8 protein-coding genes and 1 pseudogene are annotated in these 11882 nt (G+C 70.8%); all 9 read right to left on the bottom strand.

Going from position 1 to position 11882, the window contains the following annotated elements:
* Positions 1 to 648 precede the first annotated feature (648 nt).
* Positions 649 to 891: a helix-turn-helix domain-containing protein gene (locus ACFU5K_RS24600; RefSeq protein ID WP_384065328.1), complete on the bottom strand. Its 243-nt coding sequence runs from the start codon at positions 889 to 891 to the stop codon at positions 649 to 651.
* 126 nt (positions 892 to 1017) lie between these two features.
* Positions 1018 to 1455, bottom strand: a pseudogene (locus ACFU5K_RS24595) (AraC family transcriptional regulator); the annotation flags it as partial.
* Between the two features lie 81 nt (positions 1456 to 1536).
* Positions 1537 to 3342, bottom strand: a complete 1806-nt coding sequence (locus tag ACFU5K_RS24590) for a TIM-barrel domain-containing protein (protein ID WP_384065326.1) — start codon at positions 3340 to 3342, stop codon at positions 1537 to 1539.
* Positions 3339 to 4211 (bottom strand): carbohydrate ABC transporter permease, encoded by an 873-nt coding sequence (locus ACFU5K_RS24585; RefSeq protein ID WP_384065324.1) that lies wholly within the window; start codon positions 4209 to 4211, stop codon positions 3339 to 3341. Before ACFU5K_RS24585 ends, ACFU5K_RS24590 begins: the two co-directional genes overlap by 4 nt.
* A gap of 4 nt (positions 4212 to 4215) precedes the next feature.
* Complete coding sequence (locus ACFU5K_RS24580; RefSeq protein WP_384065322.1) at positions 4216 to 5277, bottom strand: carbohydrate ABC transporter permease; 1062 nt, start codon at positions 5275 to 5277, stop codon at positions 4216 to 4218.
* Between the two features lie 51 nt (positions 5278 to 5328).
* Positions 5329 to 6588 (bottom strand): extracellular solute-binding protein, encoded by a 1260-nt coding sequence (locus tag ACFU5K_RS24575; protein ID WP_384065319.1) that lies wholly within the window; start codon positions 6586 to 6588, stop codon positions 5329 to 5331.
* A 48-nt stretch (positions 6589 to 6636) separates the two neighbouring features.
* Positions 6637 to 7878, bottom strand: coding sequence for a hypothetical protein (locus ACFU5K_RS24570; RefSeq protein ID WP_384065317.1), 1242 nt, complete (start codon positions 7876 to 7878; stop codon positions 6637 to 6639).
* A gap of 399 nt (positions 7879 to 8277) precedes the next feature.
* Positions 8278 to 9309, bottom strand: a complete 1032-nt coding sequence (locus ACFU5K_RS24565) for a LacI family DNA-binding transcriptional regulator (RefSeq protein ID WP_384065315.1) — start codon at positions 9307 to 9309, stop codon at positions 8278 to 8280.
* Between the two features lie 79 nt (positions 9310 to 9388).
* Entirely contained in the window at positions 9389 to 11764 is a 2376-nt protein-coding gene (locus tag ACFU5K_RS24560) for a glycoside hydrolase N-terminal domain-containing protein (protein ID WP_384065313.1), read from the bottom strand.
* Positions 11765 to 11882 lie beyond the last annotated feature (118 nt).

The raw sequence follows: 11882 nt of genomic DNA, 5'->3' as shown, positions 1-11882 counted from the left end.
ACTGCCATGGCAGGTTCTCCTGGTTCTCGGTGGAACGGGTCTTTGGTAGGTGCCTGGGGCGGGGACACGTGCGCGGAGTGGAATCACCCGCTCTCGTCACCCGTTCAGGCGGTGACGTCATCATGGCACCCGCAAACATCACCCGTCAAGACGGTGACGAATGGAAACGGTGGACCGGCAAAGCACCTACCGACCTACGAACGCACACACACCCGAGTAAGGTCCGCGGACAGCAGTCTTAAGGTGTGGGCATGGTGCGTCCTGAAAGCTGGTCCAGGCTCGGGGTGGAAGTCCCGTCCGGGTAGGCACCGGAGTGCCCGGTAGCAGGTGCCCGGTTCGTCGTGGAGACGCGGCGGGCTGAGCGGGATGTCAAAAGCCCCTTTGGGGGGAGCAAGCGCGCGGGCCGTAGCGTCAAGCGAACCTTGCAGCCTCGTCAAACCGACAACGGAGAAGCCGAGCCTGTCATGTCAGGGCGAAGGCCACGTCCCGGGGGCCCTGTTCCGGGGTCAGCCCTTGGGGTTCTCCCGGGGTATGGGGGGCGGCACGTGTGCACAGTCTGGGCCGGAACAGGAGAGACCCGTCTGACCACGCCTTTCGTCGGGCAGAGACGAGTTCATGTCCCGCAGCGGGCCGGTGGCGGACCGACCGTCACCCTGACCGGTAGGCGCCCGGTGTCGTGCCCGTGACCGCCCGGAACGCCCGGTACATCTGGGCCTCGCCGCCGAAGCCGCACGCGTCGGCCACGGTGGCGAGCGGGCGGTCGGGGTGGGCGCGGACCATCCGCTGCACGTGTGACACCCGCGCCCTGCGGATCAGCCCCGTGAACGTGTCCCCGGCCTCCACCAGCGCCCGGTACAGCGTGCGCCGGGAGACACCGCAGCCCGCTGCCACGGCGGCGGCGTCCAGACCGTGGTCCAGGGCGTGCCGGCGCACGAACCGGTGGACACGTTCACGTGTGAACGCCGTCGCCGACGTCCGGGGCAGTGCTCCGTCCGCGGCCCAGCCGAGAGCGGTGTTCAGCAGGTCCAGGGCATGGGGCAGCAGCGCGAGGGCGGCAGCGGGGTCGCGGCCCTCCAGACGGTGGAGTCCGACGAGGAAGTCGGCGACCACCCGGCCGGGGGTCGAGGAATCCAGTTCCACGGCGGTCGCTCGTCTCAGCGAACGGTGCGGCAGGCAGCTCCTGGGCACCCTCACCACCAGTTGGGAGAAGTCGCCGGCGAAGTCCAGCTCGTAGGGGTGGGCGCTGTCGACGAAGGCCATCGCCCCCTCGGAGAGTACGGCCACGCGTCCGTTCTGCTCCAGCCTGGCCCTGCCGTGGAGCTGGATATTGGCCAGCACGACGTCCTCGTGGTCGCGCGCGATCAGCCGGCCCGTCCGTACCACCCGCTGGGGGCTCGCGGTCAGCGCGGCACAGCCCACCCCGTCCAGTTCGGACGTCTCGATGCGGGCTTGTGTTCCCGCCGGCCGGGGCCGGCGGGAACAGGGGTGATGACACGGATGCCGTCGTCCGGCCGGTGACGGGCCGCCGCCGACGCCCTACAGCCGAGGGCCGGGTTCGAGGTCCGGGTGGCTGAGGCGGGCCAGGCCCCCGGAGGGCACCGGGAGGACCGAGGGACCGGACACCAGTTCCGCGAGGGACCGGTGGATCAGGCGGCCGCGCGCGTCCCAGATCTCCAGCCGGACACTCATCGGGAACGAGTCGTTCACCACCAGCGGCGCGCTGTCGTCGGCGTTCGCGATCAGCACCTCGCGCCAGGGCCGTTTCGGCAGCGTCACCGCGTGCGGCGCGTAGCGGGCGACGATGTGGCGGTCCTCGCCGTGGGCGGCGATCAGCGGGTAGAGCAGGTCGGGGCGCTCCGGGAGCAGTTCGCCGTGCAGGAGGGTGTCCCGGTAGGTGCGCCACACCCGCATCCAGAACGCCAGCGCGTCCGCCGGGGCGTCGTCGAGGCCCACGAGGTCGACGGACACCTGCGGGACGCCGAACAGGGCGTTGACCAGGTGGTGTGCGACGCGTTCGGCACTGTCGTCCGAGGCCCACATGATCGGATCGCTGTGGATCGGTGTGCCGGGCCGGGCCAGGCGCAGATCGACGATGCCGACCCGGTTCTGGGTCGCGCTCAGCGGGCAGTCGCCCACGCGCAGCATGGTGGCGAACCGTCCGACGGCCGGATGCACGTACGGCTCGCGGAACTCGATCAGCGGCCGGACTCCCGCCGCCGCGACGGCGTCGGTGATCTCCGCGAGCAGCCGCACGGTCGCCGCCACGGGCGAGTGCGGCGAGGGGTCGTCGGGCACCGGGGTGGCGAACCGTTCGAGGAAGTCGAGCTTGACCCCGTCCGCGCCGGTCTCCACGACGAGGTCGCGGATGCGCCGCACGAGGTAGTGCCGCGTGGCGTCGTCCCGGGGGTCGAGGACCGCGGCGTCGAGTTCGGTCTCGTCGTACCGCGTGGCGAGACCGGCCGTACGGGCCTCGGCGTGGTGGCCGAGGAAGGGGGTGCCCACCCACCACATGGTGCGCAGTCCCCGGGCCCGCAGTTCGGCGATCAGGCCGGCCGGGTCGGGGAACTTCTCGGTGGCCGCCTCCCAGTCGCCGCACGAGCCGTAGCCGCGTGCCAGTGACATGGTCTGCCAGCCGTCGTCCACGATGACGACGCCGAAGCCGAGCGCGGCGGCCCGGTCGGCCTGGGCCAGTACCGCCGCGGCCGTGACGTCCTGGTGGGCGAAGTACCAGGTGCACAGCACCGCGTCCTCGGCGCCGGGTGTCGCCGGGGGCCCGTCGCCCCGCTGGAGCCAGCGCCCGGTGTCCGGTACGGCCGTGGCGAAGGGGCGGCCGGAGACGTCGAGCAGCAGCCGGACCTCCTCGCCGGGTTCGGCGTCCCGCACGGTCACCATGACGGCGAAGTCCGCGCTCTCCTCGACCAGTCCGGCCCGCACGGAGGTGCGGTGGCTGCCGGCGTCGAGCGCGTAGACCAGGCCGGTCCGGTCCTGGCGCCGCAGCAGGGCGCCGAAGGGGAGGCCGGTGAGGGCGGTGGTGTCGGCGGGTTCTCCCCAGGAGGGCGGGATCGTGGCGTGCGGGGCGGTGCTGCCCGGGTGCCACCAGGTGACCGCGTCGGCAGCCGGGACCAGGACGGTCAGTTCCAGCGGAGCGGGGCCGGTGCGGAACGCGACCTCCCACACGCCGTCGGCGAGCTCGGCCGCCCGCACGGGGCCGGTGCCGGTCGCCTGGAGCCGGAGTCCGCGTGCCGTCGCCGTCGTGCCCAGGGGCAGGGGTTCCTGCGGTGGGGCGGTGTCCCGTCCGGGCACCCAGAAGGACGCCGGTGCCGGGGATCGAGTGTCAGTCATTTGTTTCCCGAGAAGGAGATTCCGCCGATGATGTGGCGCTGGGCGAGAAAGAAGATCAGTACGCAGGGCAGGGTCACGACAACGGTCGTGGCCATGAGCAGCGGTGTGTTGGTGCCGTTCACCGACTGGAATCCGGCGAGTGCCAGCGGCAGCGTCTTCCACTTGTCGTCGGTGATGAAGATCGCGGCGTGGAAGAAGTTGTTCCAGTACGACATGAACTGCAGGACCGCGGTCGCGATCAGCACCGGGCGGGACAGCGGGAGGTAGACCGACCACCAGATGCGGAACCATCCGGCGCCGTCGAGGATGGCGGCGTCCGTCAGTGACTCCGGAAGCCGCAGGTAGAACTGGCGGAACAGGAAGATGAAGAAGGCCGATCCGAAGAAGGTGGGCACGATGATCGGCCACAGCGTGTTGAGCATGTCGAGGTTCTTGAACAGGACGAACTGCGGGACGATCGTCACTTCCTGCGGGAGCAGCAGGGTCGCCAGCACGATGCCGAACAGCACGTTCGAGCCGCGGGCCCGGATGCGGGCGAAGGCGAAGCCCACCAGTGAGGACGAGTAGACGACCGCTGCCACCGGGACCAGCGTGCTGAGCAGCGAGTTGCGGAAGTACCGCCAGAACGGGAAGGAGTTGAGACCGTCGGAGAAGTTCGACCACTGCCACTGGACGGGCCACAGCGCGATTCCCCCGCTGGAGACGCCCTCCGGTGTGCGCAGCGCGGTCGCGATCATCCACAGGAAGGGGTAGACGAAGACGACCGATCCCACGATCAGGACGGCGACCGAGGTGTAGCGCGCGGCCGACGTCCCGTCGTTGCGTGCTCTCGGGGCGCGTGCGGTCCTTTCCGCGCGTGTGCGAGGCATCTCTTTACTTGGCGCGGACACGCCGCCTCCCTTCCTTGGGACGCTGCGATTCGTAGTAGACCCAGAAACTGCTGCCCCGGAAGACGACCGCGGTGAGCACCATGATCATGAGGAAGAGGATCCAGGCGAGGGCGGAGGCATAGCCCATCTGGAAGAACTTGAACGCGTTCTGGTACAGGTAGAGGACGTAGAACAGCAGGGAGTTCGAGGGTCCGCCGCCGTTCTGCGTGATGACGTAGCCCTGGGTGAAGGTCTGCATCGCGTAGATGAGTCCCGTCACCACGTTGAAGAAGATGACCGGGCTGATCTGCGGAATGGTGATGTTCCACAGGGAGCGGAGGCGGCCGGCGCCGTCGAGTGCCGCCGCCTCGTAGAGCTCGGACGGGATGTCCTGAAGCCCCGCCAGGTAGATGATCATGTTGCCGCCGACGGTCCACAGGCTCATGATGACGACCGCGGGCAGTGCCCAGCCGGGGTCGAAGAGCCACTTCGGGCCCTCGATGCCGAGCAGCCCCAGCACCCCGTTGACCAGGCCGTGGTCGGGGTTGAACACCCAGATGAACAGCACCGCCTGCGCCACCCCGCTCACCAGGGAGGGCAGGTACCAGATGGTGCGGAACACGTGGATGCCGCGGACTTCGACGTTCATCAGCAGCGCCACCGCGAGCGACAGCGCCGTCTGCGCCGGGACGCTGAGGACCGCGTACAGCAGGGTGACCTTGACGGCCTGCCCGACGTTCGGGTCGTGCAGTGCCTTGCGGTAGTTGTCGAGCCCGGCGAACCGCGCCGGGCTGATCAGGTCCCAGTGGGTGAACGACAGGACCAACGAGTAGATCATCGGGCCGCCGGTGAAGAGCAGGAAGCCGACGATCCAGGGGGAGACGAAGAGCCAGAAGGCCGCGGTCGCGCGCCCCACCCACCTGCGTCGCACCGCGAGCCACAGGGCGGCCGCGAGCACCCCGAAGACGACGGCCATCATGATGACGAAGGCGACGATGGGCTGGAGCGCCACATCCAGGTGAAGCCGGGCGAGGAAGCCCTCCAGGCCCTTCACTATGTCTGTCATGTCGGGGATCCGGTCCTTGTCGGTGCCGTTCGCGGCCGTCCGCTGCGAGGGTTACTTGGTCGCGTCGAGCATCTTCTGGCACTCGGCCTGGAGCTGCGGCAGCACGGTCGCCGGGTCCTCGTGGCCGGTCCCGACCGCGGTGCGGGAGTTGAGAGCGGTGGAGAAGGTGCTCTCGATCTGGACCTTGTTCTTCACGTACGGCGTGGTCACCGCGCGCTCGACGGCGTCGACGAAGACCTGGAGACCGGCCTGGGGCGCGGCGGACTTGAAGGCGGCCAGCGAGTCCTTGACGACGGGTATGCCCAGCGCGGACTCCTTGGACGCCAGCAGGTTCTGGGCGGCGGGGTCGGTGCTCATGAACCGCGTGAAGGTCTGGGCGGACTTGGTCTGCTCGGCGTTCGCGCTCTTGGAGATGCCGAGGCCGTCGACCTCCATGGGCTCACCGCGGCCGGGCATGGGCACCAGCGCGAAGCGGGAGGGGTCCAGCGCGGCGAACTTCGCGATGTTCCACGGGCCGAAGTCGGGCAGCGTGGCGACCTTGCCCTGGGCCAGCCACTGGAACATGTCCTGTCCCTGGGCGGCGATCGCGGTCGGCGCGAAGCCGTCCGGCTTCACCGAGTCGGCGACGGTCTTCGCCGCCCGGACGCCCGCCGCGTCGCCCATGGTGCACCGGGTGCCGTCGGCGTTGTAGTAGGAGCCGCCGTCGGCCAGCAGCCATCCGTCGTACCACAGGGGCGCGGAACCGTAGACCTTGGACGAGCCGGAGCCGCTGGTCATCTTCTTCGCGGCGGCGACGAAGTCCTGGGTGCCGAGCGGCTTCGTGCCCGACGGCACGGGGAGCCCCGCCTTGGTGAAGCTGGTCTTGTCGACGGCCATGACCTTGCTCTTGGCCACGAACGGCACGGCGTAGTCGGTGCCGTCGACGTTGCCCGCCTTGGCGACGGCCGGGGAGTAGTACGCGCCGGCGTCGACGTCGACCGGCTTGAAGGCGCTGAAGAAGCTCGGCAGCGAGGTGTTGGAGATCGCGGCCACGGTGGGGGCGTCCCCGCCGGCGATGGACGTCTGGAGCTTCTGCTCGTAGTCGCTCTGGATCCAGTTGGCTTCGACATCGATGTCGGGGTGGGCCTTTTCGAAGGCGGCGACCATGTTCTTGATCGTCGCGTTCTCCTCGTTGCTGCCCCAGTAGGCGAAGGAGATGGATGCGGAGTCTTTGCCGCTGTCTCCGGGGGTGGCCCCACTCTCGTTGCCGCACGCGGCGAGGGAGGCCAGGCAGCCGACGACGATGGCGGCTGTCACTGCGGTTCTCAACACGGGAAGGTCCTTGTCATCGCGGCTCGTTGCCGTTGGAGGGTGCCGGGTTCATTTCTGTTCGTCGGCCGCGGGCGTCTCGCCGCCGCCGGTGATGCGGATACGTGTGCCGACGGGGACGTGCACGCGGGTGGTGCGGCCGTCCCGCCAGGTGTGGGTCCAGTCGACGGTGCTGCCGCCGGTCACCCACAGTTCGCTCGCCTCGTGTCCCTCGTGGCGCACGCCGACGACCGAGGTGCCGACGGCGACTTGGTCGGCCTCCAGCCAGGCGTCGGCGGGGATGTGCGAACGGGTGCGCACCTCGCCCCGGCGGGGTCCGGGTGCCAGGCCGGTCAGACCGGCCGCGAGGTGGGCGACATGGGTGAACGGGACTTCCGGGTAGTCCGCGCGGGAGTCCGCCAGGTGGCGGATCCAGCGGAGGGCTTCCTCGTCGCGTCCGTAGCGCAGATACGCCTCGGGCAGGTAGGTGAAGGCTTCGATGTTGTGCGGCGGGCTCTGTTCCAGGCCGGTGCCGAGGAAGTCCAGGTGGGCGGCCGCCCGGTCGTCCGTTCGCATCAGGCCCTTGACCGCCGGGAACCACGTGCTCTCCAGCGAGAAGCCGCTGACCGGCCCCTCGCGGCTGAAGCCCGCGGTGTAGCGCCGGTGGTCCGCCAGCCACCAGTTCTCGGCGAACTCGGTCTCCAGGGCGTCGGTCCGCTCCGCGTTCCATCGCGCGAACTCCTTGTCCAGCCCCGCCTCCGTCGTGACGTCGGCGAGTGCGGCGTGGGCCGCCCACTGGCTGGCGATGCCGTCGGCGGACACCAGCAGGTGCGGCGGTTCCTCCACCTCGTTGTACGTGGCCGTGCCCTGGAAGATCCGACCACTGCCGCGCTCGCCGGCGACTCCGTTGCCCAGGGGATCGTGGGCCCGTACGAACGACGTCAGGGTGGTGCGGATGAACGAGGCGATCTCGGGTGTCCGCAGGAACCGCTCGTCGCGCGTCCAGCGGTACTGCTCGACGGCCTTCTCCACCAGTTCGAACGGGGCCGGGATCTCCCGGACGAAGTCGTCGTCGTCGTGGTAGTCGATGGCCGCGGGCGTGCCGTCGAACAGGAACGCCCACAGCGGGTACCAGCCGCGCCGCTCGGTCGCCGAGGCGGCGAAGTGCCGGAGCATCGCCAGGTTCTCGGTGTCGAGACCCAGCAGGTGGGCGCCGAGCATCTGGTGAGCCAGGTCCCGGGAGTAGAACATCGGCCGGTCGGTGAGTCCCGCCCAGTAGCTCGGCAGGAAGTCCGCTCTCCGCCCGGTCTGCACCCATTCCCGTGCACGCGATGACGCCCAAATGAAAGACTCGACAAGATCCGTCATGCTGGATCTGAGCTGAAGCGTTACACCTTGACGTCCTGAGCCACTGAAAGTGCTTGAGGGCTGCGGATACGTTGGTCCCTGCGCCATGAAAGGGAGTGTTGCACGCACGTCAACTTCGCGTCAACGCATCGTTGCTCGCAACCTTCCGAAGGATTTCTGTTCACCCATCACCGCAGGTGGGGGCGTTGCCTCAGACGTCTCAAACGTGTCTCGGCCGGCTACGAGGGGTCCGAAACGCGCCAGTACGGCGCCGGGATCGCCGGAGCGGGCCACAGTGGGGCGACGCGCGAAGGTGTGTCGGCAGAGACGTCGGGGGTAATGACGTACTTATGACGGATCCGTCAATTACCCGTCAACGGGAGTGACGCGCGGCGGCGCGGTGGAGGCACGCGGCGGCGCTGTGGAGGCGCGTACGATCAGCTCCGGGTCGAACAGCAGCTCGCCGGAAGGGACCAGCTTGCGGTTGACCAGGTGCACCATGGCCGTCGACACCGACTGCGCGATCCGCTCGACGGGCTGGCGCACGGTGGTCAGCGGCGGATCGACGAAGTCCATGACCAGCGAGTCGTCGTAGCCGACCACCGAGAGGTCCTCGGGGATCGACATCCCCCGGCGCCGGGCTGCCCGGATCGCGCCGAGAGCCATGTAGTCGCTGGCCGCGACGATCCCCGTGACCCCCTGGCCGAGCAGCTCCCCGGCGGCGGACATCCCGCCCTCGACGCTGTAGACCTGGCGGGCGACGAGCCGTTGCGGATCGGCGACCCCGCGCGCGGTCATCGACCGGACGAACCCGGCCAGCCGTCGCTCGCTCGGACGGTTCCCCGCCGGGCCGGCGATCAGACCGATCTCGCGGTGCCCGAGACCCCATAGGTGCTCGACCGCCAGCTCCGCCGCCACGGCGTCGTTGGTCGAACAACTGGGCGCCGGATGCCCCGCGATCGCGCCGTTCACCAGCACGAAGGGGATCTTGCGCTCGGTGAGGAGCTGGTACACGGTCGGGTCGGCGTCGATCAGGGTGTTGCTGGCGGAGGCGAAGACCGCGCCGGCGATGCCCAGGTCCATCGTCGAGGAGATGAAGTCGATCTCCTGAAGCCCGCCCACCGTGGTGGAGCCCACTATGGCCCTGAAGCCCTGGGAGGCGAGGGCCGACTCGATCAGTTCGCACAGCTGGCCGAAGAACGGCTGGGCCAGTCCGGGGGTGAGGACCACGATCAGCTGGCTCTGCCCGCCGCGCTCGTAGCCCAGCTCGCGGATCGCCTCCTCGACCTGGCGCCGGGTCGCCGTCGCGACGACTCCGCGGCGGTTGATGACGCGGCTGACTGTGGCCTCGCTGACGCCCGCTCGCGCCGCGACGTCGCTGATCCCGACCTTGGCCATGACTCCCTCTGCGTGAACGGCGCCGCCCGGCGTGTGGCGAGTGTACCGGGATCATGCCCGGCACCGGGCGGACCGGTCCTCAGCCCGGCACGGCCAGCAACCCGCCGCCCTCGCCGGGGCGCACGGTCCACGGTCCCCGGTCCAGGTCCACCTGCACCGACGCGCCGTCCCACGCAACGCGCACCTCACCCGTGCCCTCACGGCGTCCGCGCAACCGCGCCTCGGTCAGGCGCCGCCCGGCGTCCCAGGCCAGGTCGACCACGACACCCGGCCGTGCCACCAGTCCCCGCAGCCGCCCGGCGGGCCAGTCGGACGGCAGCGCCGGCAGCAGGTCGACCGTGCCGGTGTGGCTCTGCAGCACGCACTCCGCGATCGCCGCCGTGAACCCGAAGTTGCCGTCGATCTGGAACGGCGGGTGGGCCGACAGGCGGTTGGGGTAGAGGCCCCCGTGCTCACCCACGGCCCCCGGGTCCACCTCGCGCAGCGCCAGATCGATCAGCGCGGGCAGCCGCTCGGTGTGGCGCAGCCGTGCGCGCAGCGCGAGTTTCCAGGCGAGCGACCAGCCCGTGGAGTCGTCGCCGCGCACGTCCAGGGTGCGGGCCACCGCGGTGGCCGACTCCGGTCGCATCCCCGGCCCGGGGAACGCCTCGTAGAGCGGTGACAGGTGACGGTGGGCCGGCTCCGCCATGACGTGCGGACCGCGCCATTCACGGATCGTCCCGTCCTCGTCGGTCTCTGGGTGCGGCAGGCGGGGCAGGGCGGACCGGGCCGCCTCGGCCACGGGGTCCGAGGGTCGTCCCGTGTCCCGGGCGAGGGCGACGACCGAGGTGAGCACGTCGCGGGCGATGCCGACGTCGATCGCGGAGCTGACGTCGACCGCCATGGGGCCGGCCGCGGTGGTGAACCGGTTTTCCGGCGACGACGAGGGGGAGAGGCCGAGCGTGCCGTCGGGCAGTTCCACCAGCCAGTCGAGGAGGAACCGCGCCGTGCCCCGGACGATGGGCCAGGCGCGGTCCCGGGCGAACGGCAGGCCGGCGCCGAAGGCCACGTGGTCGACCAGGTGCCGGCACAGCCAGCCCCCCGCCAGCGGCCAGAACGCCCAGGCGGGGTCGGCCTCCCCCCGGCCCACCGGGGAGGTGTGCGCCCATACGTCGGTGTTGTGGTGCGCGCACCAGCCGTCGGCGTCGTACAGCCGCCGCGCGGTCTCCGCGCCCCGGACGCTCACCGCCTCGACCAGGTCGAACAGGGGTGGCAGGCATTCGGGCAGGTCGGTGACGTCGGCCGGCCAGTAGTTCATCTGGGTGTTGATGTTGACGGTGTAGTTCGCACTCCACGGGGGGCGCATCGAGTCGTTCCACAGGCCCTGGATCGTGGCCGGTGTCCCGCCGGCCCGCGACGCGCTGATCAGCAGGTAGCGGCCGTAGTGGAAGAGGAACGCCAACTGCCGCCCCCGCTCGTCGGGGGCGTCCCACTCCAGCTCCACCCGCTCGTACAGGCGCGCGTGGTCCGCGCGCTGCCGCTCGCGCAGTGCGGAGGCGCCCCGCTCCACGGCCGCGTCGAGGTCCCGGCGGGCCGCCTCCAGGGCGTCGCGCTCGTCACCGCGCGGTGCGGCGCCGATCGCGGTGAAGGTGGTGTCGGTGGTCAGCACGATCTCGGCGTGCCGCACACCCCGGGCCGCCAGCAGGGCGCCGCCGCCCCGGGTGCCGGGCGCCGCCGCCTCGCCCGCGGGGACGTCCTGCCCGTCGTGCGACCAGTGCACCGCCACCGCGCCCCGCAGGCTGACCGAGTCGTCGTCGTACACCGGCGAGGGCGCGTCGGGTTCGTGCGGGGGTGCGACGTCGGTGGGCATCCGGGTGGTGAGCCAGGCGCCGCGCCCGTCGGCGCCGTGGCCCAGGACCCGCAGCGGGGAGTCGAGGCCGAGGGTGAGGTCGACGCCCGGGCCCTGGGCGACGTCGATGGTCATCAGCAGGGCCCGGTCGGGGTGCGAGACCACCGTGCGCCGTACCACCGTCGCCCCTCCCGCCGTGTAGCTCACGACGTGCTCGGCGGTGCGCAGGTCGAGCCGGCGGGAGTATCCGGTGACGGGGCCCGGCGGATTGACGACGCCGACCGTCAGTTCGCCGAACGGCAGGTAGGCCTGGGTCCAGCGTTCCTGGAGCCTGCGGACCGCCCGGTCGGCGGCGGCGTGGTCGCCCACGGCGAGCGCCCGGCGGGCCTCGGCGACGGCCTCGCGTGCCGTCGCGGCCCCGACCCGGCCGTGGGCGAACTCGCTCGCGGGCGAACCCGACCACGCCGTGCCGTCGTTGAGCCGCACCCGCTCGCGCTCCACACCGCCGTCCGGCATCGCGCCGATCCGGCCGTTGCCGAGCGGCAGCGCCTCCAGCCAGTGACCGGCCGGGCGGTCGAAGGAGAGCCGGTGGGGGGTCTGCGTGGGACCGTGGGGACGGGTCGGCACGATGCCTCCTGGGGGACGGGCGGGGACTGGCTACACTGACGCGCCTGACTTTGACCAGACATTAGGGCAACGTCGGTTCCGTGAGTCGGCCGGGACGACGTGGGCCCGTTTCCGAAAC

Origin of the sequence: Streptomyces sp. NPDC057428, from assembly GCF_042803195.1 — a bacterium.
In the GTDB taxonomy this organism is placed as follows: domain Bacteria; phylum Actinomycetota; class Actinomycetes; order Streptomycetales; family Streptomycetaceae; genus Streptomyces.
Note: the sequence above shows the minus strand (reverse complement) of the source record. Positions and strands in the feature narration are given on the sequence as shown.